The sequence below is a fragment of the Nitratireductor sp. StC3 genome (assembly GCF_003015025.1).
Lineage (GTDB): Bacteria > Pseudomonadota > Alphaproteobacteria > Rhizobiales > Rhizobiaceae > Mangrovimarina > Mangrovimarina alexandrii.
Window position 1 is genome coordinate 481,413 of the sequence record NZ_PYBP01000002.1, and the last position, 22,025, is coordinate 503,437.

Genomic DNA, 22,025 nt, shown 5'->3' on the forward strand with positions numbered 1-22,025 from the left:
GTATAAGCACGTCAGAAAAAGTTCTGCGAAAATAATTGCAATAAGATGCGCATTTGCTACCTTAGGCGCGACGCGCCGCTGCGGGCGCATTTCGGCAAGAGGCATGCATGGCTTTGATCCGTACGGTGCTGGGCGACATCGAGGCCGATGGTCTCGGGCTGATCTATACCCATGAGCATCTCATCACCTGTCCGCCCGCCGTCCAGAAGGACCGCGATCTCGAGCTGTCGAGCTATGAATGCTCGCTGCGTGAGTTGACGATCTTCAAGGAATGCGGCGGCACGCTTCTGGTCGAGGCGACCACGCTGGATTACGGGCGCGATCCGGCCGCCATGGCGCGCATGTCGGCCGAGGCGGGCGTGCCGGTCGTCGCGGTCAGCGGTTTCAACAAGGCCGCCTATTTCCCGCTCTGGGTGGAGACGACGCCGCTCAACCGGATCGCCGACAAGCTCGTGCGCGACGTCACCGAAGGCATGGATGGCGGCCCGCATAAGGCCGGCCATCTGAAGTCCGGCGGCTCGTATAATTTCATTCACGCATTGGAGGAAAAGACCACCCGCGCGGTCGCCCGGGCCCACAAGGAGACCGGCGCGCCGATCTGGCTGCACACCGAGGCCGGTACGATGGGCCTGGAAATGCTCGATCTGCTGGAGGGCGAAGGCGTCGACCTGGAGGCGGTCGTGGTCGGCCATTCCGACCGCAACCCCGATCCCTATTACCATGCCGCGATCGCCAATCGCGGCGCCACCGTCCAGTTCGACGGCGTGGCCAAGGTGAAATATCATCCCGACAGCACCCGCATCGCCTGCGCCAAGGCGCTGATCGAGGCCGGACATGCGTCGCGCCTGATGATTTCGGGCGATATGGGACGCGCCTCCTACCTGGCCGGTTATGGCGGCGGGCCGGGCTTTGCCTTCATCGCCACCAAATTCATTCCGCGCATGCGCGGCGAAGGCATCGACGACGCGGTCATCGACACGATCTTCACGGCCAATCCCGTGCGCTGGCTCGCCCGGTTCTGACCGATCGGCCCCGAAACCCTGATCCGCGAGATCCCATGACCGTCGAAGCGAAATATCTGAGCCGCGATGCCTTTGCCGAGCGCATCGCCAAAATGCCCGCGGTCATCCTGCCGCTGGGCGCGACCGAGCAGCACGGCCACCATCTGCCGCTCGGGGTCGACATCATCCTGGCCGAGGCGCTGTCCAAACGGATCGCCGAGGCGACCGGCGCCACGGTGATGCCGGCCATGCCGTTCGGCTATTCCTGGGTGTGGCGCGACGATCCGGGCTCGGTCAGCGTCGAATCGCGCACGCTCGAGGACGTGATCTGCCAGGTGGCCGAAAGCCTCGCCCGCCACGGCGTGCGCCACGTCTTCCTCGTCAACGGCCACGAAGCCAACGGCGCGACGATGAAATATGCCTCGCGCCGGCTTTGGGATCACGCCGACGTCAAGGTCTGGCGGCTGTTTTATCCCGATCTCGCCGCCGTGATGGCCGAACATTGCGAAAGCCCGACCTGGCAGGGCATCGTTCACGCCTGCGAGTTCGAGACGTCGCTGATGCTGGCCGTCGCGCCCGACCTCGTCGACATGACCAAGGCGGTGCGCGAATATCCCGAGCGCGACCGCGGCTACTTCCAGGGCGGGCGTCCGATGGGCGAACTCAGCCGCAGCGGCGTGTTCGGCGACGCCACGCTCGCCACGGCCGAGAAAGGCGAGGCGATGCTGGCGATCTTTGTCGAGAACATGGCGAGAGCCGTGCGCGAGATTTGCGCGGACGGCTGACCTGCTTCATACCGGTTCCATCGCCAAACGAAGCCGCCGGGATGGGCCATGAATGACGTCTTCAGCCGTATCAGCAAGATCTATCCCAGCCTGAAGAAGGCGGAACGGCGCATCGCCGATCTCATTCTGGCCGACGCGGATTTCTTCCTGCGCGGCTCGATCACCGAGGTCGCGCAGGCGGCCGGCGTGTCCGCGTCGTCGCTGACCCGCTTCAGTCGCCATCTCGAGGTCGAGGGGTTCCGCGAGCTCAAGCTCTCGGTCGCGCAGGCCAAGAGCGCACAGAGCCCCTATTACCACCAGTCGGTACAGGCGTTGAACGAGATCGAGATCGCCGAGGGGCGTCTTGAATATCTCTACCTCCAGCAGATCGTCGCCGCGCTCAACTCGACCTTCTCCCGGCTGGACGCGGAGGCGCTGGTTGACGCGATCCGCGCGATCCGCTCCGCGCGCCGCATCCGCACCTTCGGGGTGGCCGTGTCCGGCCTGATCGCGTCCGAGACGGCGATGCGTTTCATGCGGCTGGGACTGGAGGCGAGCTATGTCGGCGACGCCCATTTCATGCGCATCGCCTCGAGCCTGCTCGGCGCCGGCGATGTCGCGATCTGCATATCGCATACCGGCCGCTCGCAGGAGGTGCTCGAGGCCGCCGACATGGCGCGCCGCCAAGGCGCCCAGGTCGTCGGGCTCACCGCGCCCCACACGCCGTTGTCGCGCAAGGCAGACATTTTGCTCGAACTGTCCGTTTTCGAGGAGATCGACATCTACACGCCGTCGATCTCGCATTTTGCCTATCACTACGTCATCGGCCTGCTGGCTTTTCATATCGGGCAGTCGTCCGACCTCGACCGGGATGCGCTGCTGGCCAAGATCAAGGCAGGGCTCGCGCCGGGGCAAAGCACGGAATCCGCACAATGAAAATATTTGCAAGTTTTTTTAATTTGTAAAATCAATTATTTAGCAGATTCATGATCCTGTAGGAAAATCTTTACATTTCTGGAGGTGATGCTAGAGTCGGCCGCGATGGAAACCGGTCGCGGCGCTGTTCTGAACGTTTCAGGCGCAGCGGGGCCGACCAACGCATAGGGGAACGGCAATGAGAATTTCGGGTATCTGCACAGCTTTCACGGCGCTTCTTCTCGCCTCGACCGCGCAGGCCGAGACAGAAGTGACGCTGCATTCGGGCCTGGGCCCCGCCGAGGGCGCGACCCTCGTCGACGTGTCGAAATACGAGGCCCGCCGCGACGGCGCCTACACGATCGGCTTTTCCAACGTCTTCACCGGCAATAGCTGGGTGGTGCAACTGCTGGAAGAGGCAGCCTGGCGTGCCGAGCAGTTCCCGGAAATCGAGCGCTACATCGTGACCGACGCCAATTTCGACCCCTCCAAGCAGGTGGCCGACGTCGAGGATATGCTCGCCCAGGGCGTCGACGCGATCGTCATCAATCCGACATCGCCGGTGGCGATCGTTCCGGTGCTGGAAAAGGCCTATGATGCCGGCGTCGCCGTGATCATCGTGGCCGCCGACGCCGAGACCGACAAGGCGACCGTTCGCATTCTGGCCGATCAGGTCAAGTTCGGCCGCGACGGCGGTGAATTCCTCGCCGAGGCGATGGGCAACGAGGGCAAGGTGATCGCGCTGCGCGGCATTGCCGGCATCTCCGTCGATACCGATCGCTGGGCCGGCGCGGAGGAAGTTTTCGCCAAGCATCCCGGCATCGAGGTGGTCGGCGAGGTCTATGCGCAATGGGCCTACGATCAGGGTCGTCAGGCCTGCGAGAGCCTCGCGCTCGCCCATCCGCAGATCGACGGCGTCTGGTCGTCGGGCGGCGCCATGACCCAGGCCTGCATCGAAGTCTTCAACGAACTCGGACGCGACCTCGTGCCGATGACCGGTGAGGCCAATAACGGCTTCTTCGGAGCCTGGAAGAAGAACCAGGAGGCCGGTTTCGATTCGATCGCCCCGCAAAACCCGACCTGGATGGTCGCCGAGGGCGTCGCCGCGGCGGTGGCGGTGTTGAACGGCCAGGAGATCTACACCCAGTACAAGGTGGTCGCCGAGCCCTATACCTCCAAGGATCTGGATACGCTCTATCGTCCGGACCTGAACGATTCCTACTGGGTCGGCTCGATCCTGCCCGACGACAAGCTCAAGGAGCTTTACGGCAACTGAGCCGCGCAACGCGCCATCGGGCCGGACGGTCGCTCGACCGCCCGGCCCGTATCCTGTCCGGCGCGGCCGGATGTGCGGGCAGTGCAAACGGGCTATGGTCCCGAAAGTCGATCGCAGTTCCCCGGCAGGGAAATGGCGATGCAGCGAGGATGCGTGAAAGACGTCATGGCGGCCACCGCACCCCTGATAGAGGTCGAATCTCTCAGCAAGTCTTTCGGGGCCGTGCGCGCGCTCCAGGACATGGCGCTCTCCGGGTATGCCGGCAAGGTCCATGCCGTCATGGGCGAGAACGGTGCCGGCAAGTCGACCCTGATGAAGTTGCTGTCGGGCGTGTTCCGGCCCGATTCCGGCTCGATCAGACTGCATGGCGCCGAAATGGCATTTCATCATCCGCGTGACGCCCAAAAGGCGGGAATCTCGACGATTTTTCAGGAATTTTCCCTGCTGCCCAACCTGTCGGTCGCGGAAAATCTCTTCCTGGGGCGGGAACGCCAGGACGGACGCAGGCTTGGCGCCGCCGAGATACGCCGCCGCACGCGCGAGGCGCTGGCCGCGCTCGACCTGCGCATCGATCCGGATTGGCGCGTCGGCTCGCTAAGCGTCGGCCACCAGCAGATGGTGGAGATCGCCAAGGGCGTGCTCGCCGATGCCTCGGTCTTCATCTTCGACGAGCCGACGGCGGCGCTCGCCTCGCATGAGGTCGAGACATTGTTTGCGCTGATCAGGCGGCTCGCCGGCAATGGCAAGGTGATTTTCTACATCTCGCACCGCCTGAGCGAGATCTTCGCCATTTGCGACGATATCACGATCATGAAGGACGGCCGTTTCGTGCGCACCGTCGCCACGGCTGAAACCGATGTCGACGAGGTTATCCAGGGTATGGTCGGCCGGCCGATCGAGGAACTGTTCGAGCCGCGCGCCGAGACGCTCGGTCCGGTTCTGCTCAAGGCGGAGTCTCTCGTGGGCGAGGCGGCGCCGAAGCCGCTTTCGATCGAAATCCGCGCGGGCGAAATCGTCGGCATTGCCGGCCTCGAGGGCCAGGGCCAGCAGGAACTGATGCGGCTGATCGCAGGCTTCGCCCCGGCGCGCGCAGGCGCCTTGACGCTCGCCGACAGGCGCGTCGAAGGCCTGTCCGCCCGGCGCCGGATGGCAGCCGGCATCGGTTTCGTGCCGGAAAACCGCAAGGATGACGGCCTCTTTCTGTCGCTCGATATCGGCGCCAACATGGCCACGGCCGAGATCGCGCGGCGCCGGCTCCTCGGCTGGGTGCCGGGAATGGGCGCGCGCATCGCCGAGATCATGCGCCAGCTTGCCGTCAAGGCGCCCGACGCGCGCACGCCGGTGGTCGATCTCTCCGGAGGAAACCAGCAGAAAGTGGTGCTCGGACGCTGGCTGATGGCCGGCGCGCGCGTTCTGTTGTGCGAGGAGCCGACCCGCGGCGTCGATGTCGGCGCCAAGCGCGAGATCTATCGCCAGTTGCGCAATTTTGCCGGCCAGGGCCGCGGCGTTCTCGTTACCTCGCGCGAATTGCCGGAGCTGATCGGCCTGTGCGACCGGCTGCTGGTCATTCGCAACGGTGAACTTGTGGCCGAGACGATGGCGCGCGAGGCAACCGAGGACGACCTTCTGCGCAGCGCCCTGCCGGCCGCCGAAAGCGAGGCGGCATGAGCGCGCTGCCCGCCGAACCCCGCCGCGCCGGCCTGCTGGCGCGGTTCCGCCAGGATGCCTTCTGGTATCGCCAGCGCGGCGCGGTCCTGTCCTTCGCCGTGCTTGCAGCGATGCTGGTGCTCGTGGCGGCCGTCGTTCCGGGAACCTTCTATTCCGCGACCAACCTGTCCAATCTCGCCGGCCAGCTCGCGCCGCTTTTTCTGGTCTCGCTTGGCCAGACCTTCGTGCTGCTGGGGGCCGGGTTCGACCTGTCCGTCGGCGCGGTGATCTCGCTGTCCTCGGCGATCCTCACGCTCGACCTCGCCGATCCGGTCAAGATCCCGCTCGCCTTCGCGGCCGCCGCAACGGTCGGCCTCGTCAACGGCTGGGGCTGCGTCCATCTGCGGGTTCACCCGATCATCATGACGCTGGCCACCAGCTCGATCGTGCAGGGGCTGGCGCTGATCCTGCTGCCGACGCCCGGCGGCGTCGCGCCCGGCCTGCTCGTCCACCTGGCCTCCGGCACGTTCATGGGCCTGCCCGCCGGCTTCTACTGGATCGTCGCCGGCACGGCCGCCGCGATCTGGCTCGTCCACGGCACGACCTACGGCGTGGGCCTCTACGCGACCGGCCAGAACCCGCAGGCGGCATGGATGAGCGGCATCGAGGCGCCGCGAATCCGTATCCTGACCTATGTGATCTCGTCGCTGATGGCCGCGCTTGCCGGCGCCTATCTCACCGGCCGGCTCGCCTCCGGCGATCCCAATGTCGGCAGCGCGCTCGGCCTCGACAGCGTGCTCGGCGCCGCGCTCGGCGGCACGCTGCTTTCGGGCGGCGTCGGCGGGCCGATCGGCACCATCGCGGGCGTGCTCATTATCGGCGTCCTCAACAACGGTCTCAATCTCGCCGGCGTGTCGCCCTACTACCAGTTCGTGGTGAAGGGATCGATGCTGGTGCTCGCCGTCAGCCTGTTCCGCCGCAAGGAGGCCGGGCTTTGAAACGCGTCCTCACCGCCCTTCCGCCGGCCCTGTGGGGCCTGGCCGCGGTCTGCGTCTTCGCGGCCTTCACCCAGCCGCAATTCCTGTCGCTGCCCTTCCTGATGATCCTGTTGCGCCAGGCGGCGCCGCTCGGCATCGTCGCGCTCGGCCAGACCTTCGTCGTCGCCAACCGTTCGCTCGACCTGTCGGTCGGGGCCACCATCGCCTTCGTCAACCTGATCGTCGCGCACGCCATGTGGAACGGCTACCCGCCGGCGCTGGTCATCGCGATCGCCTTGTCGGCCGGGCTGGTCATCGGACTGGTCAACGGCGTGCTCGTCACGGTCCTGCGCGCATCGGCCGTAGTGGTCACGCTCGGCACGGCGGCGATCGTCACCGGCATCGGCTTCCTCTATTCGGGCGGCGCGCCCGGCAACGCCATGCCCGAACTGATCAAATGGCTCGGCCGCGGCCGCATCGGCATGGTTCCGGTCTCCGGCCTGGTCTGGGCCGCCTTCGGCGTCGTCGCCTTCGTCCTGCTGCGCCGGCTGACCCTTGGCCGCTACATCTTCGCCGCAGGCGACAACCCCTCGGCCGCCACCTATTCCGGCATCCCGGTCAACACCACGCTGCTGATCTCGCATGTGTTGAGCGGACTGTTCGCCGCCAGCGGCGGGTTGCTCCTGTCCGGCCTCGTCGGCGTCGGCTCGCTCAATCTCGGCGCCGACTATATCTTGAGTTCGATCGCCGCCGTCATTCTCGGCGGCGCGGTCTTCGGCGGCGGCGCCGGCGGCGCCATCGGCACCATGCTTGGCACCGCGCTCCTGGTGATGGTGCTCAACCTGCTCACCGTCTTCGGCGTCGACCAGCCCGGCAAGCTGATCGTGCAGGGCCTGGTGATCGCCGTTGCCGCCGTCATCTACCAGCAGGGCCGGCGCAGTGGCTGAAACACTCACGCTCGGGATCGATTTCGGCACCTCCGCCGTCAAGGCGGTCGCGCTCGATGCCGCGGGCGGCGTCCGCGCGCTCACCAGCGCCGCCTACCAGACGGCCAAGCCGGCGCCCGACCGTGCCGAGCAGGACCCGCAGGACTGGTGGCGGGCGCTCGGCGAAGTGTCGCGCACCGTCATGGCCGCGCTCGGCTCGGCCAGGATCGGCGCGATCGGCCTGTCGGGCCAGTTGAACGGCATCGTGCTCGTCGACAAGGCGGGCGCGGTGCTGCGTCCGGGCCTGATCTGGCTCGACCAGCGTTGCGCCGAGGAGACGGCCGAACTCGAGCTGCGCCATGCCGACCGGCTTGCCCAGACGGCGTCCTCGCCGATCTCGCCGATCGCCGTGCTGCCCAAGCTGCGATGGCTCGCCCGTCACGAACCCGGGACCATGCGGCGGACGGCGCGGGTCTTCCAGGTCAAGGATTACATCTTGTGGCGGCTGACGGGCGTGGCCGCGACCGAGGCCAACGAGGCCTCGGCCACGCTGCTGATGGATCTCGGCCGCCGCGCGTGGGCGGACGACCTGGTTGAACTGGCCGGGCTTGCGCCGGCGCAGCTTCCGCCGATCCGCCCTTCCGACGCCGTTGCCGGGCGCGTTCATGACGCCGCGGCGTGCGCGACCGGCCTGCCGGCGGGCGTACCGGTCGTGCCGGGCTCCGGCGACACGGGCGCGCTCGCCGTCGGCTGCGGTGCCTATGAGGCCGGTGTCGCCGCCGTCACGCTGGGCACCGCCGGCCATGTCGTGGCCGCGGTACCCAATCGCGGGCCGGGCGCCGTCAACGGGCTGTGGCGCATGGCCCATGTCAGCGCCGACCGCGAGCTCTGGCTCGGGCTGATTCCGGCCGGTGGCCTGTCGATCGCCTGGCTGCGCAACCTGGCCTCCGGCTTCGGCGGCACGGCGACGGGCTTCGAGGCGCTGGAGCGCCTGCTTGCCGCCGCGCCCGCGGGGTCGGCCGGAGCGACGTTCCTGCCTTTCCTGGAAGGCGCCGGCACGCCGTGGAACGATCCCCAGCGCCTGGCCGGCCTCGCCAATCTCAATGTCACCCATGGCGCGGCCGAGCTGGTGCGCGCCGTCTATGAAGGTGTGGCCTTCAACGTGCGCGCCTGTCTCGACGCGTTCGAGGCGGCGGGCGTCGGCCTCTCGCGTATCCATCTTGCCGAGGGTGGCGCCAGCTCGCCCGCCTGGTGCCAGATCATCGCCGACGCGCTCGATCGCGAGGTCCATGTCGTGGCCGAGCGCGACACCTCGGCCGTCGGCGCCGCGATCCTGGCGCGCGCGGCGATCGAGGCGGCCGATCTCGCGGCGATCGTGGCGCGGTCGGTGCGTATCGAGCGCGTCCACCGGCCCGAGCCCGCCCATCGCGCCGCAATGGACGCGGCTTGGCGTCGGTTTTGCGCGCATGCCGGAACGACAAGTGCGTAGCCGGCTTTATATCGGCCTCGACGCCGGCACGTCGCTAACCAAGGCGGCCATTTTTGATCTCGACGGGCGCGAACTGGCGGTCGCCGAAAAGCCGACCGCCGTCCAGCGGCCGCGGCCGGGTTGGAGCGAGATCGATCCCGGCGAGGCCTGGGCGGCGGCGACCGAGGTCGTCGCCGGCGTCGTGCGCGACAGCGGCGTCGACCCCGGCTCGATCGGCGGCATCGGGCTTTCGGCCGCCATGGTCGGCGCCTGGGTGCTCGACCGGCAGGGCCGCCCGCTGCGCCCGGCGATCACCTGGGAAGACAGCCGCGCGCAGGCGCTGATCGACGAGCATGTCGCCGCGGACCCGGCCTTTCTCAGCCGCATCTTCGCCTCCTCCGGCTCGGTCATGCAGCAGGGCTGCACCCTGCCGGTGATGGCCTGGCTTGCCCGCCACGAGCCGGCCGTGCTGGCGCGCGCCGCCCATGTGCTGAGCTTCAAGGACTATCTCAGGCTGCGCATGACGGGCCTGATCGCAACCGACCGCAGCGAGGCGGCGGTGGTGCCGGGCTCGGCACGCGAGCGAAACCGTTCCGAGGCCATGATCGCCCTGTTCGGCCTTGCCGACCACGCGCATTTGCTGCCGCCGGTCGCCGATTCGGAGACTTTTTTCGGCGGCCTGACGGCCGAGGCCGCCGCCCTGACCGGTCTGCGCCCGGGCCTGCCGGTCGCCGTCGGCGCCGGCGACGTCGCGGCGACGGTGATCGGCGCGGGCGGGCTTGCCGCCGGCACCGGCACAGCCGTGCTCGGCACCGCCTGCATGGTCGGCGTCACCCATGACCGCCCGGTGTTCGAGCCGGCCGATATCGGGCTGTTGTTCACCCTGCCCGGCGATCGCTGGTACCGGGCGATGCTCAACGTCGCCGGCACGCTCAATCTCGACTGGGCCTTTTCCACACTCGCGCCGGACCTGGCCTCCAGCCCCGATCGTTTCGCTGCGCTCGACCGCATGTTGGAGACGACGCCGCCCGGCGCGCACGGCCTGACCTATCTCCCCTATCTGTCCGACAGCGGCATCATCGCGCCGCGCGTCGATCCCGCCGCCCGCGCCCAGTTCAGTGGCCTGACCCCGCGCCACGACCGCGCCTGTCTGTTCCGCGCCGTGGTCGAGGGTGTGGCCTTCGCCATGCTCGACCTCTTGGAGGTGCTGTCCTTCGACGGAGAGCGGCTGGTTCTGACCGGCGGCGGGGCCAAGAATCCGCTGTGGGCGCAGATGATCTGCGATCTCGTCGCGCGGCCGGTCGAGGTTCCGCGGGGATCGCAGTTCGGCGCGCGCGGCGCGGCGCTGCTGGCCGCGACCGCCGCCGGCGATTTCGCCACCGTCCACGCCGCGTCCGTCGCCTTTTCCGGCCTTGCCCGGCGCTTCGAGCCCGACCCGGCCCGGCGCGCGGCGCTGATGCCGGCCCTTGCGCGTTACCGCGCCGCGCGCGACAGGCTGTTGGGCGCGCCCGGGCGCCGAGCCGGCGCCTGCGGCCCGGAATCGATGTAAATCGGCCTGACTTTGGTCTAGTCTGCGCTAAATCCTAAAAATGCATAGCGCGCTCACCGGACACCAGACCATGGACATCAAGCCGGCTCCCTTCATCCCGCCCGCGCCGAAGCCGCGCACCAAGCCGCCCTCGACGCTGCAGATGATGCGCATCGTCTACAAGAACCCGCTCGAATTGTGGGGCGAGCCCTCCTACAACGAGAAGTGGATTTCGATTTCCACCGGTATTGGCGGGCCGCTGGTGATCGCCAACGACCCGCGCCTCATTCGCCACGTGCTGGTCGACAACGCCAAGAACTACAAGATGGCACGGGTGCGCCAGAAAATCCTGCGCCCGATCCTGCGCGACGGCCTGCTGACGGCCGAGGGCCAGGTCTGGCGGCGTTCGCGCAAGGCGATGGCGCCGGTCTTCACGCCGCGCCACATCCATGGCTTCGCCGCGCCGATGCTGGCCAGGAGCGAAGCCTTCGCCACCCGCTACGAGGACAGCGCCGGGCCGGTCGACATCGCCCGCGACATGACCATGCTGACCTACGATATTCTGGCCGAGACGCTGTTTTCCGGCGAGATCGCCGGCGAATCCGACAATTTCGCGCGCCAGGTCGATCATCTGTTCGAGACCATGGGCCGGGTCGATCCGCTCGATCTTCTGGGTGCGCCCGATTGGCTGCCGCGCTTTACCCGCATTCGCGGCCGCAAGACCATGGCCTTTTTCCGCCAGATCGTCGCCGAGACGATGGCGATGCGCAAGCAGCGCATGGCCGACGATCCCGACGGCGTGCCGAACGACTTCCTGACCTTGCTGCTGCGCGCCGAGGGGCCGGACGGTCTCGGCGCGGCCGAGATCGAGGACAACATCATCACCTTCATCGGCGCCGGTCACGAGACCACCGCCCGGGCGCTGGGCTGGACGCTTTATTGCCTCGCCGAAGCGCCCTGGGAGCGCGACAGGGTCGAGGCGGAGATCGACGCGGTGCTTGCCGCCGAGCCGGATCCGGCCGCCTGGCTCGACAGGATGCCGGCGACCCGCGCCGCCTTCGAGGAGGCGATGCGGCTCTACCCGCCGGCCGCCTCGATCAGCCGTGAGGCGGTCGAGCCGGACCGCTTCGAGGATCTGGAGATCGTCAAGGGCGCGCAGATCCAGGTCATGCCGTGGACGATCCACCGCCACCGCAAGCTGTGGGACCAGCCCGAGGCCTTTTTGCCGGAGCGGTTCCTGCCGCAGAACCGCGAGCGCATCGACCGCTATCAATATCTGCCCTTCGGCGCCGGACCGCGCGTGTGCATCGGCGCCAGCTTCGCGATGCAGGAGGCGGTGATCGCGCTCGGCGTGCTGTTGTCGCGCTACCGCTTCGACACGGTCGCCGAAACCAGGCCGTGGCCGGTGCAGAAACTCACCACCCAGCCCGAGGGCGGGCTGCCGATGCGGGTTTCCCGGCGCTGACGCCGCGCGGCCGTCCGCGGGCGCCAGGGCCGGGTTTGTCGATGCTCGGCTACACCATGGCGATGACGCGCGAGGGGCCGCCCGTGCCGCCGCGCAGCTTCGGCGCGCCGACCACCAGGGTCGCGCCGCTCGCCGGCAGGGTCTCCAGATTGGCGACGCATTCCAGTCCCCAACGCCCCGACGGCAGCCAGGCGTAATGCACGGCGAAATCGGGCGAAGGTCCGTGATCGAGCGACAGCGTGTCGACCGCGATACCCTTGACCGAAGGCGCCTCCATCAGCATCTGCGCGGCCTCGACGTGAAAGCCGGGGAAATGCATGGTTTTGCCGTCCTCGCCGACATTGCGGAATGTGTCCGTCTCCAGATGCGCGCCCCAGCCCGACAGCATCGCCACGCACGCCCCTTCGGGCAGATCGCCATTGGCGTCCGTCCAGGCCTTGATGTCGTCCGGCGTCACCTGGGCGTCGGCATTGTCGGCCGCCTTCTGGCGGATATCGATGATGGCGAGCGGGCAGACCAGGTCCGCCACGGGAATTTCGGCCACCGATTTGCCGTCGGCGGAAAAATGCAGCGGCGCGTCCAGATGGGTGCCGGTATGCTCGTTGAAGCGCCACTCATTGATGTTGAATTTGTGCTCGGCGTAATTGAACACCACCTTCTTGAACAATTGCTGTTCGTCGAAAAAGGTCGGGAACGCCTCGAACAGATCGTGGGTCAGATCCTCGGCCTTGGTCGGCATTGCCTTTTGCGCAAATAGCGGCGCCGGCGCCGCGAGCGTGGCCGCCGCGGCCGCGCCGGCCACGGCACCGCCCTTGAAGAAGTCGCGCCGGGAAAGCATGCGGTCCTTGACGCTGTCGATCACGCAATGGTGGCACATGGTCATTCCTCCCTTGAGAACGAAATCGCCGCATTCGCTCAAGCATGATCCGCCGCACGGGTTGACGCAAGGGAAGCTTTTGCCGGCCGGACCGGCGGTCACGACGACAGGTTCTACCGGCCGCGCCCGAAAAACGCGTTTTCGACATGCACCGGCCAGCGCCGCGGCAGCACCGCCACCAGATCGAAGCGGATCGAAAGCCGGCCAAAATCGGCCTGCCGCGACAGCCAAGTGTCGGCGGCGGCCTCGATGCGTCGCTGCGCGAGCGGGCCCACCGCCTCCATCGCCGCGGCGAGCGTCGGCCGCGCCTTGACCTCGACGAAGGCGACGAGATCGCCGCGCCGGGCGATCAGGTCGATCTCGCCGTTCCGCGTCCGGTAGCGGCGCGCTAGGACCCGGTAGCCCTTGAGCGTCAGGGCCAGCGCCGCCAGCCACTCGCTGCGGTGGCCCCGGCGATAGGCGCGCTGCCGCCGCGAGGAGGGCTCATCGGCCATCGGTTTCGGCCTTGAGCGCAATCAGCCGCCGGTAGAGCTCCGCCTTCGCGCCGCCGGTCATGCGCGCGGCCTCGCCGGCGGCTTTGGCGGCAGGCATCTCGGCGGCGAGCTCGAGCAACAGCGCGTCGACATCCTCCGGCGCGCGTGGCGCGTCGTCCGCGGGTGGAGCAACGCACACCACCACCTCGCCCTTCGGCGCGCCGGCCTCGGCGTAGTGCCGGCCAAGCTCGGCCAGCGTACCGCGCCGCACCTCCTCATAGGCCTTGGTGAGTTCGCGGCATACGGCCGCCTGGCGTGCGGCGCCCAGCGTCTCGGCCATTGCGGCCAGCGTGTCGGCAAGGCGGCGCGGCGATTCGAAAAAGATCAGCGTCGCCGCAACCGTGGCGAGAGCGGCCAGTCGGGTGCGTCGTTGGCCGGCCTTAGCCGGCAAAAAACCGGCGAAGAGAAACGAATCCGACGGCAGGCCCGAGGCGACCAGCGCCGCCAGCGGCGCCGAGGCCCCGGGAACCGGCACGACCTTGATGCCCTCGCCGAGGGCCTGGCGGGCGAGGCGAAAGCCCGGATCCGACACCAGCGGCGTGCCGGCGTCGGAGACCAGCGCCACCGACCGGCCCTCGCCGAGCGCGGCGAGCAGCTTCGGGCCGGCCTCGGCGGCATTGTGTTCGTGATAGGCGACCGGTTTGCGCCGGATCGCATAGCGCTCGAGCAGGCGCCGGGTAATACGCGTGTCCTCGCAGGCGACGATATCGACCGCGGCCAGCGTTTCCAGCGCCCTGATGGTGATGTCGGCGAGATTGCCGATCGGCGTGGCGACCAGATAAAGCGCCGGCTCCGGCGCGCGCGCCGTCAGCGCCGCCTGGCCGATCACGAATGTGCGCTCTGGCTGTGGTCGCTCGCTCATCGTCGTTCCCGAATGTCCACCTGGCCGGGCGCTGGATACCAGGCCTCGGCGGTGTGCCCGGACCGTCCAGGGCAGACCCTACCGTGCCAGATCGGCGACCACGGCGTCGAGCACGATCATGCCCGCCTGCGTCGCGCGCAGCCTGGAGTTGCCGATCGGGGCGACGAGATGCTCGCCTTGCAGGACGGATATGCGTCGTTGCGAAAGCGGCCTGCCGGCGAGCGCCTCGTAGCGGGCAAGATCGATGCCTTCGGCCAGTCGCAACCCCATCAGCAGGAACTCGTCCGCCTCCTGCGATCGGGAAAGCACTTCGCCGTCGACGACGCCGTGGCCGTTTTCCTCGACCAGCGCGCACCATTTTTCCGGCAGGCGCTCGGTAATGGTCACCGTGCGCGCGCCGTCCTCGAGGAAGCGGCCATGCGCGCCGGGGCCGACCCCGACATATTCGCCGTAGCGCCAGTAGACGAGATTGTGGCGGCTTTCGGCGCCGGGCCTGGCATGGTTGGAAATCTCGTAGGCCGGCAGGCCGCGCGCCGCCGTCACGTCCTGCGTCAGCCGGTAGAGCGCGGCCGCGTGACCCGGCTCCGGCACCGCGAACTTTCCCGCCTGATGCAGGGCGAAAAACGGCGTGCCCTGTTCGATGGTCAGTTGATAGAGCGACAAATGGTCGGCTGCGAGCCCGATCGCCTCATCGAGTTCGGCGCCCCAGGCTTCCGGCGTCTGGCCGGGCCTTGCATAGATCAGGTCGAAGGACAGCCGCTCGAAGGTCGAGCGCGCGATCTCGATCGCCCGGCGGGCCTCGGCGACGTCGTGCAGCCGGCCGAGAAAGCGCAGGTCCGGGTCGTTGAGTGCCTGCACGCCGAGCGAGACCCGGTTGACGCCCGCGTCGCGATAGCCGCGAAAGCGTTCCGCCTCGACCGACGAAGGATTGGCCTCGAGCGTGATCTCGGCATCGTCGTCGACGCTCCAATTGCGATTGATCGATTCGAGTATCGCACCGACGGTTGCCGGTTCCATCAGTGACGGCGTACCGCCGCCGAAAAAGATGCTGGTGACGGCGCGCGGACCGGTGCGGGCGCGCATATGCGCCATCTCGGTTGCAAAGGCGCGCACGAAGCGCTGCTGGTCGACGGGCTGATGGCGGACATGGCTGTTGAAGTCGCAATACGGGCATTTGGCCGCGCAGAACGGCCAATGGACATAGACCCCGAAACCTGGCGAGCGGTCGATATCGCTCATGCGGTCTCCAGCATCGCGGTGGCGAAACGCGCGAAGGCGCGCGCCCGGTGCGACAGGCCGAGATCGCCGCGCCCGGCTTCCCAGGCATGTTTCTCGCCCGCCGTCATCTCGCCGAAGGTCTGGTCGTAGCCGTCGGGCTTGAACACGGGATCGTAGCCGAATCCCTTGTCGCCGCGCGGTGGCCACACAAGCGTGCCCTCGACCTCGCCGCGGAAATATTCCGCGTGGCCGTCCGGCCAGGCCAGGCACAAAACGGCGACGAAGCGACCGGTGCGCCGGTCCGGCGTGGTCGCGCCCCTGTCCTGCAGCAGCGTTTCGACCTTTTGCATCGCCATCAGGAAGTCGCGGCCCGAACCGTCGGGTCTTTCCGCCCAGTCGGCGGTGTAGACGCCAGGTTGGCCGTCGAGCGCGTCGACCACCAGGCCCGAATCGTCCGACAGCGCCGGCAGGCCCGTCGCAGAGGCCGCGGCCAACGCCTTGGTCAGGGCGTTTTCCTCAAAGCTGGTCCCGGTTTCCGGCGGCTCAGGCAGGCCGTAATCGCCGGCCGAGCGCGCTTCGAGCCCATAGGGCGCGATCAGTTCCGAAATCTCGGCCAGCTTGCCCTTGTTGTGGGTCGCCACGACGAGTTTTCCGCCGTCCAGTCGCCTCATTCACAGCCCCCAGATTCTCGGTTCCGCAAATTCCAGCGAATTGCCGCCCGGATCGCGGAAATAGATGGACCGGCCGCCCTGCGGCCATTCGAAATCGGCCTCGATCGCCACGCCCGCGGCCTCAAGGTGTGCCTTCCAGCGTTCGATCTCGACCGCCGACGCCGAAAAGCAGAGATGACCAGGCCCATGGGCGCCATGCGGCGGCACCGGCAGCCCGGCGCCCGGCGCGCGGGGTATCTCGGTGGCTGCGGCGTCAAAAAGCAGCACGACGCCTCTACCGCAGCGGAAAAAGACGTGCCGGCCCTCGTCCTTGGCGATGCGCTCGAGACCGAGCAGTCCGCCGTAAAACGCCTCGGCGGCCTCGAGGTCGTCGACATAGAGCGCGGATTCCAGAATGCCCGCCGGTCGCACCGTCCGTCCCTTCTATCCGATCGCCATCTTCTGCAATTCGACGAGCCGGCCGATCCCCTTGCGGGCAAGCCGCATCAGTTCCTGGAACTGGTCGTCGGAGAACGGCTCGCCCTCGGCCGTGCCCTGAATCTCGACGATCCCACCCTTGCCGGTCATGACGAAATTGGCGTCGGTGCCCGCCGCCGAATCCTCGACATAGTCGAGATCGAGCACCGGTTGCCCGTCGTGAATGCCGCAGGAGATCGCCGCGACCTGGTCCTTCAGCACCTTGGAAACCGACACCATGCTGCGCGCCTCCATCCAGGAAAGGCAGTCATGCAGGGCGATGAAGCCGCCGGTGATGGACGCCGTACGGGTGCCGCCATCGGCCTGCAGCACGTCGCAATCGACGGTAATCTGGACCTCGCCGAGCGCCTCCAGATCGACCACCGCGCGCAGCGAGCGCCCGATCAGCCGCTGGATTTCCAACGTGCGCCCGCCCTGTTTGCCGGCCGTCGATTCGCGGCGCATGCGCTCGCCGGTCGAGCGCGGCAGCATGCCGTATTCGGCGGTGACCCAGCCCCGGCCCGCATTGCGCAGCCATGGCGGAACCCTTTCCTCCAGGCTCGCCGTGCACAGCACATGGGTATCGCCGAACTTGACCAGGCAGGAGCCTTCGGCATGTTTGGAGACGCCGCGCTCGAAGCTCACGGCGCGCATTTCGTCGGGCTTCCGCTTGGAAGGACGCATCACTCTGTTTTCCGCCTTTTTCATGTAAGAAAAGGGCTTGTAGCGAGCCCCAACCCGCGACGCAAAGAAAATCCGGCTTCGGCCGGGTTTTGTCGGCAACGTGCCGCCGGCACTTTGCCCCGGCGGCGGGGGCGCCTATATGTTGACAGTCCTCATAGGCATGGCGGATCGTGCTGCGGAGATGACCAAACCCTTGATCGACAAGACCTTGCAGAATCTCGACGCGCGCTCGCGCGACATATTCCGGCTGATCGTCGACACCTATCTGCGCGACGGCGAGCCCGTCGGCTCGCGCAATCTGTCGCGCATGCTGCCGTCCTCGCTGTCGCCGGCCACGGTGCGCAACGTCATGAGCGATCTGGAACATCTCGGCCTGGTCTATGCGCCGCATGTCTCGGCCGGCCGGCTTCCGACCCAGAAAGGGCTGCGCTTCTTCGTCGACGCGTTCATGGAGATCGGCGATCTCTCGGAGGAGGAGCGGCGTGTGATCGAGGCCCAGGTCAAGGCCTCGGGCAGCGATGCCTCGCTGGAACACATGCTCACCGAGGCGAGCCAGATGCTTTCGGGCATGTCGCGCGGCGCCGGGCTGGTGCTGGCTGCCAAGCACGAAACCGCGCTCAAACATATCGAGTTCATCCAGCTCGAGCCGACCAAGGCGCTGGCGGTGCTGGTGTCGCAATCCGGCGACGTCGAAAACCGCATCGTCGACCTGCCCGCCGGCGTGACGGCGGCGCAGTTGCACGAGGCCTCCAACTTCCTCAACGCCCATATTCGCGGCAAAACCCTGGCCGAGGCGCGCTCCGACATCGCCCGCCTGCTCGAGGAGACCCGCGCCGCGCTCGACACCCTGTCCCAGGACCTGGTCGAAAAGGGCCTGGCGGTGTGGGCCGGGGCCGATGCCGGCCTGCCGGCGCGGCTGATCGTGCGCGGCCGCGCCAATCTGCTGGAAAACCTGACCGCGCCCGACGATATCGAGATGCTCAAGCATCTGTTCGACGACCTGGAGACCAAGGAGGGGCTGGTCCAGCTCCTCAACCTGGCCGAGGAAGGCTCCGGCGTGCGCATCTTCATCGGTTCGGAAAACAAGCTGTTTTCCCTGTCCGGCTCCTCGCTGGTGGTCGCGCCCTATCGCGACAAGGAGGCGCGCGTGGTCGGTGCGCTCGGGGTGATCGGGCCGACGCGGCTCAACTATGCCCGTATCGTGCCGATGGTCGACTACACCGCCCAGGTTCTCTCGCGCCTGATGCAGTGAGCCCGCCCCGGTTGCGCCGCGGGTCGGCCGACACGCCGCCCGCGACCGGGCCTCTTGATTTTCCGGTCGCAAGCATCGATATCGGGCACAACTCCGAGAACTCTGTGACACACGGGATCAGTCGATGAACGACCATCCGAAGAACGAACGCGGCAAGGACGACCGGGCCGCCACCTCCGACATGGAAGCGGCAAAAAGCCACTATGCCGAAATGGGCGGCGAGGCGGACACGGCCGAAACCGGTCAGGACGGCGGGTTCGAGGCCGAGCGCGAAGCGTTTTTGAAGCTCGCCAAGGAAAACGAGGAACTCAAGGACCGCGCCCTGCGTCTGGCCGCCGAAATGGAGAATCTGCGCCGGCGCACGGCGCGCGACGTCCAGGACGCCCGCGCCTACGCGATCGCCAATTTCGCCCGCGACATGCTGACGGTTTGCGACGATCTGCGCCGGGCGATCGATGCCGTGCCCGCCGAGGCGCGCGAGCGGGGCGAGGCGGGTCTCGTCGCGCTGATCGACGGCGTCGAGATGACGGAGCGCTCCATGCATGCCGCGCTCGAGCGCCATGGCGTGAAGAAGATCGACCCCGACGGCGAGAAATTCGATCCGAATTTTCATCAGGCCATGTTCGAGGTGCCGAACCCGGAGGTTCCCGCCAGCACGGTGGTACAGGTTGTGCAGAGCGGGTACGTGATCGGCGAGCGCGTCCTGCGCCCGGCCATGGTGGGGGTGGCCAAAGGTGGCCCCAAGGCTGCTGCGAAGGACGAGGCGGCCGAACCGGGCCCGGTCAACGAACAGGCCGAAAAGGACGCCTGAGCCGCAGGGCGGCGTCCGCGCTCCCGGAGGCGGACCGGACACGACCCCGGCACGGCCTGGATCTTGAAGACGGTTCGCCGCGCCGCCTTCATGGTCTATCGTCCCGTCGGGGCATGACCTTTACGGAAGACCGAGCTCCGGTCTTCGGGATCATGGCCGGAGTGCTGGGACGCTGCGATGAACCCGCTTCTATTACTCGATTATGCCGGCGTGGCGGTGTTTGCCGCCACCGGCGCCTTGGCGGCATCGCGCAAGGAACTCGACATTATCGGCTTCCTGTTCCTGGCCGGCGTGACCGGGGTCGGCGGCGGCACGCTGCGCGACCTCGTGCTGGGCGAGCTGCCCGTGTTCTGGGTGGTGAACCCGGCCTATCTGCTGGTCTGCGGGGCGGTCGCCGTCCTGGTTTTCTTCACCGCGCCGCTGGTCGAATCGCGCTACCGGCTGCTTCTGTGGCTCGATGCGCTCGGCCTTTCGGCCTATTGCGTGATGGGGGCGGCCAAGGGGCTGGCGGTTGCCGCCTCGCCGTTGGTCGCCATCGTCACCGGCATCATGACGGCGACCTTCGGCGGCATTCTGCGCGACCTGCTTGCCGGCGAGCCGTCGGTGCTGCTTCGTCCCGAAATCTATGTCACGGCGGCGCTGGGCGGCGCGGCCGCCTTCGTGGCGCTCGACCTTGCCGGCATCGGCCCGGCCGCGGCGGCGTTCGCCGCCTTTGCCGTGGCCTTTGCGGTGCGCGGCGGGGCGCTGCGCTTCGGCTGGGCGTTTCCGCGCTACCGCAGCCGCCCGGGCCGCCGCCCGGAGGACATTTTGTGACGCCCGCCGGCGGGGCGGCCTAAAGAAGGCCGGACTGCTGGGCGGCTTCGCGCAGGTTTTTCTGCGGGCGCGGGCCGATCTGCTGGATGACGATGCCGGCGGCAAGCGATCCGAGCCGGCCGCAATCGACCAGATCGCGCCCGGTGACGTAGCCGTAGAGGAAGCCCGCCGCATAGAGGTCGCCGGCGCCGGTCGTGTCGACCAGCTCGTTGATCTCGACCGCGTCGATGGTGATGGTTTCGGCGCCGCGCACGATCACCGAGCCGTGCTCGGAACGGGTCACGGCGGCGAGCTTGCAATCCTTGCCGATCGCCTCCAGCGCCGTTTCGAACGAGGCGGTCTGGTAGAGCGATTTCAGCTCGCTCTCATTGGCGAACACGATGTCGACCGTGCCGGAGCGCATCAGGTCCAGGAACTCGTCGCGGTAGCGGTCGACGCAGAACGGATCCGACAGGGTCATCGACACCTCGCCGCCCGCCGCGTGGGCGTGCTGCGCGGTCAGGCGGATGGCGTCCTTAGCCAGCGGGGGATCCCACAGATAGCCCTCGAAATAGACGAGCTTGCTCCGTTCGGCCTTGTCGCGCTCGACATCGTCGGGGCCAAGCTCGACGCAGGCGCCCAGATAGGTGTTCATCGAGCGCTCGCCGTCCGGTGTGACGAAGATCATCGACCGGGCGGTCGGCGTCTGGCCATTGAGCGGCTGCGTGTCGAAGGCCACGCCCTGGGCGCGGATGTCGTGGGCGTAGACCTTGCCGAGATGGTCGTCGGCCACCTTGCCGAAAAACGCCGCGGCCGCGCCGAAGCTCGCAATACCGGCGGCGGTGTTGCCGGCGCTTCCGCCCGATGCCTCGATGGCCGGACCCATGCGGCTGTAGAGCAGCTCGGCGCGTTCGGCATCGATCAGGTTCATGGCTCCTTTGACGATGCCGTTTTCGACAAGGAAATCGTCATCGCAGCGTGCGAACACGTCCACAATGGCATTACCGATACACAACACGTCGAATGGCTTGGCTGAGGTCACCTTAGGTTCCGCTGGATTGTTTCGGGGAGGATTCGTTGCCGGTTTAAAGCATCTGCCGAGCGTGACAAGCCCCCTGCCGGCGCGCATCGCTTGTGCTTGCCAAGCGGCGAGCGGGTTCCTATCTGCGGCGGGCACGACGGAGCAGCCCATGATCCTTGACGCGGCGCGCGCGGCGGCGGCGCAATTGTTCACCGCCGAATTCCGCCAGGTCTTCCTGAAGTCGCTCGGCTTGACGCTTCTGGCCCTCGTGGCGTTGTGGTTCGGCCTGAGCGGCCTTTTCGACACGTTCGCCATGCCGTGGATCGACCAGATGCTGCCCGGCTTCCCGGCCTGGGCCGGCTGGCTCGGCTTCGTCGCCGCGCTCCTGTTCGGTCTCGGGCTGGCGATCGGGCTCGCGCTCCTGGTCGCTCCGGTCACCGCGCTGGTGGCGGCGCTTTTTCTCGACGACGTCGCCGAGATCGTCGAGGCCGCCGACTATCCGCAGGACCCGCCCGGTCAGCCGCTGCCGGCCATGCGCGCGCTGTGGCTGTCGCTGAAATTCTTCGCCGTCGTGATCCTGGCCAATCTGGTCGCGCTCTTGCTGCTGCTTGTTCCCGGCGTCAACATCGCCGCCTTCTTCCTGGTCAACGGCTATCTGCTCGGCCGTGAGTTCTTCGAATTCGCCGCCTTGCGCTTCCGTTCCGAAGAGGACGCGCGCGCGCTGCGCCGGCGCCATGCCGGCACGGTGTTCATGGCCGGTTTGGTGATTGCGGCATTCCTCGCGGTGCCGCTCCTCAACCTTCTGACGCCGCTGTTCGCGGCGGCGATGATGGTCCATCTGCACAAGGCCCTGTCGGCACGATCCGCGCGCTGAGGCGCGG

Annotated in this window: 22 protein-coding genes; 14 read left to right on the forward strand and 8 right to left on the reverse strand. The window is 67.6% G+C overall.

Features of this window, described 5'->3' with window-relative positions; translation table 11 throughout:
* Positions 1-107 precede the first annotated feature (107 nt).
* The 10 genes from C7T96_RS06855 to C7T96_RS06900 all read left to right on the forward strand — a co-directional run bounded on the left by C7T96_RS06855 (position 108) and on the right by C7T96_RS06900 (position 11,967).
* Positions 108-1,022, forward strand: coding sequence for a phosphotriesterase-related protein (locus tag C7T96_RS06855; protein WP_106570417.1), 915 nt, complete (start codon positions 108-110; stop codon positions 1,020-1,022).
* A 35-nt stretch (positions 1,023-1,057) separates the two neighbouring features.
* Positions 1,058-1,786 (forward strand): creatininase family protein, encoded by a 729-nt coding sequence (locus C7T96_RS06860; protein ID WP_106570418.1) that lies wholly within the window; start codon positions 1,058-1,060, stop codon positions 1,784-1,786.
* 48 nt (positions 1,787-1,834) lie between these two features.
* Positions 1,835-2,701, forward strand: coding sequence for a MurR/RpiR family transcriptional regulator (locus tag C7T96_RS06865; protein ID WP_106570419.1), 867 nt, complete (start codon positions 1,835-1,837; stop codon positions 2,699-2,701).
* A 178-nt stretch (positions 2,702-2,879) separates the two neighbouring features.
* On the forward strand, positions 2,880-3,956 hold the full coding sequence (locus tag C7T96_RS06870; protein WP_106570420.1) for an ABC transporter substrate-binding protein: 1,077 nt from the start codon (positions 2,880-2,882) through the stop codon (positions 3,954-3,956).
* A gap of 138 nt (positions 3,957-4,094) precedes the next feature.
* Positions 4,095-5,624, forward strand: coding sequence for a sugar ABC transporter ATP-binding protein (locus tag C7T96_RS06875; protein WP_245414082.1), 1,530 nt, complete (start codon positions 4,095-4,097; stop codon positions 5,622-5,624).
* A complete protein-coding gene (locus C7T96_RS06880) occupies positions 5,621-6,601 on the forward strand; it encodes an ABC transporter permease (RefSeq protein WP_106570422.1) in 981 nt (326 codons plus the stop codon). Before C7T96_RS06875 ends, C7T96_RS06880 begins: the two co-directional genes overlap by 4 nt.
* A complete protein-coding gene (locus C7T96_RS06885; protein WP_106570423.1) occupies positions 6,598-7,527 on the forward strand; it encodes an ABC transporter permease in 930 nt (309 codons plus the stop codon). Before C7T96_RS06880 ends, C7T96_RS06885 begins: the two co-directional genes overlap by 4 nt.
* Positions 7,520-8,995: an FGGY family carbohydrate kinase gene (locus C7T96_RS06890; protein WP_158264318.1), complete on the forward strand. Its 1,476-nt coding sequence runs from the start codon at positions 7,520-7,522 to the stop codon at positions 8,993-8,995. Before C7T96_RS06885 ends, C7T96_RS06890 begins: the two co-directional genes overlap by 8 nt.
* The gene (locus C7T96_RS06895) at positions 8,988-10,523 is read left to right on the forward strand and encodes an FGGY-family carbohydrate kinase (RefSeq protein ID WP_158264319.1); all 1,536 of its coding nucleotides are present in this window, start codon (positions 8,988-8,990) and stop codon (positions 10,521-10,523) included. The genes C7T96_RS06890 and C7T96_RS06895 overlap by 8 nt, the downstream gene beginning before the upstream one ends.
* A 70-nt stretch (positions 10,524-10,593) precedes the next feature.
* Positions 10,594-11,967 (forward strand): cytochrome P450, encoded by a 1,374-nt coding sequence (locus tag C7T96_RS06900; RefSeq protein WP_106570426.1) that lies wholly within the window; start codon positions 10,594-10,596, stop codon positions 11,965-11,967.
* A 49-nt stretch (positions 11,968-12,016) separates the two neighbouring features.
* On the opposite strand, the gene C7T96_RS06905 is transcribed toward C7T96_RS06900, so the two are convergent.
* The 7 genes from C7T96_RS06905 to rph form a co-directional block, all read right to left on the reverse strand.
* Positions 12,017-12,844: a cyclase family protein gene (locus C7T96_RS06905; protein ID WP_106570427.1), complete on the reverse strand. Its 828-nt coding sequence runs from the start codon at positions 12,842-12,844 to the stop codon at positions 12,017-12,019.
* A 113-nt stretch (positions 12,845-12,957) separates the two neighbouring features.
* Positions 12,958-13,338, reverse strand: a complete 381-nt coding sequence (locus C7T96_RS06910) for a YraN family protein (RefSeq protein ID WP_106570428.1) — start codon at positions 13,336-13,338, stop codon at positions 12,958-12,960.
* On the reverse strand, positions 13,328-14,239 hold the full coding sequence (rsmI, locus tag C7T96_RS06915) for a 16S rRNA (cytidine(1402)-2'-O)-methyltransferase (RefSeq protein ID WP_106570429.1): 912 nt from the start codon (positions 14,237-14,239) through the stop codon (positions 13,328-13,330). Before rsmI ends, C7T96_RS06910 begins: the two co-directional genes overlap by 11 nt.
* 78 nt (positions 14,240-14,317) lie before the next feature.
* Positions 14,318-15,478 (reverse strand): radical SAM family heme chaperone HemW, encoded by a 1,161-nt coding sequence (gene hemW / locus C7T96_RS06920; RefSeq protein WP_106570430.1) that lies wholly within the window; start codon positions 15,476-15,478, stop codon positions 14,318-14,320.
* Positions 15,475-16,128 (reverse strand): non-canonical purine NTP pyrophosphatase, encoded by a 654-nt coding sequence (locus C7T96_RS06925; protein ID WP_106570431.1) that lies wholly within the window; start codon positions 16,126-16,128, stop codon positions 15,475-15,477. The genes hemW and C7T96_RS06925 overlap by 4 nt, the downstream gene beginning before the upstream one ends.
* Complete coding sequence (locus tag C7T96_RS06930; protein ID WP_106570432.1) at positions 16,129-16,539, reverse strand: VOC family protein; 411 nt, start codon at positions 16,537-16,539, stop codon at positions 16,129-16,131.
* Positions 16,540-16,551: 12 nt separating this feature from the next.
* Positions 16,552-17,268, reverse strand: coding sequence for a ribonuclease PH (gene rph / locus C7T96_RS06935; protein WP_106570433.1), 717 nt, complete (start codon positions 17,266-17,268; stop codon positions 16,552-16,554).
* A 181-nt stretch (positions 17,269-17,449) separates the two neighbouring features.
* Here rph and hrcA point away from each other — a divergent pair, with 181 nt between their 5' ends.
* The 3 genes from hrcA (at position 17,450) to C7T96_RS06950 (ending at position 20,144) form a co-directional block, all read left to right on the forward strand.
* Complete coding sequence (gene hrcA, locus C7T96_RS06940) at positions 17,450-18,520, forward strand: heat-inducible transcriptional repressor HrcA (RefSeq protein ID WP_106570434.1); 1,071 nt, start codon at positions 17,450-17,452, stop codon at positions 18,518-18,520.
* A 124-nt stretch (positions 18,521-18,644) separates the two neighbouring features.
* Positions 18,645-19,331, forward strand: coding sequence for a nucleotide exchange factor GrpE (grpE, locus tag C7T96_RS06945; RefSeq protein ID WP_106570435.1), 687 nt, complete (start codon positions 18,645-18,647; stop codon positions 19,329-19,331).
* A gap of 177 nt (positions 19,332-19,508) precedes the next feature.
* The gene (locus tag C7T96_RS06950; protein WP_106570436.1) at positions 19,509-20,144 is read left to right on the forward strand and encodes a trimeric intracellular cation channel family protein; all 636 of its coding nucleotides are present in this window, start codon (positions 19,509-19,511) and stop codon (positions 20,142-20,144) included.
* Between the two features lie 19 nt (positions 20,145-20,163).
* On the opposite strand, the gene C7T96_RS06955 is transcribed toward C7T96_RS06950, so the two are convergent.
* A complete protein-coding gene (locus C7T96_RS06955; RefSeq protein WP_127599660.1) occupies positions 20,164-21,165 on the reverse strand; it encodes an adenosine kinase in 1,002 nt (333 codons plus the stop codon).
* Positions 21,166-21,313: 148 nt separating this feature from the next.
* Here C7T96_RS06955 and C7T96_RS06960 point away from each other — a divergent pair, with 148 nt between their 5' ends.
* The gene (locus tag C7T96_RS06960; RefSeq protein WP_106570438.1) at positions 21,314-22,018 is read left to right on the forward strand and encodes a sulfate transporter family protein; all 705 of its coding nucleotides are present in this window, start codon (positions 21,314-21,316) and stop codon (positions 22,016-22,018) included.
* The last annotated feature ends 7 nt before the right edge of the window (positions 22,019-22,025 follow it).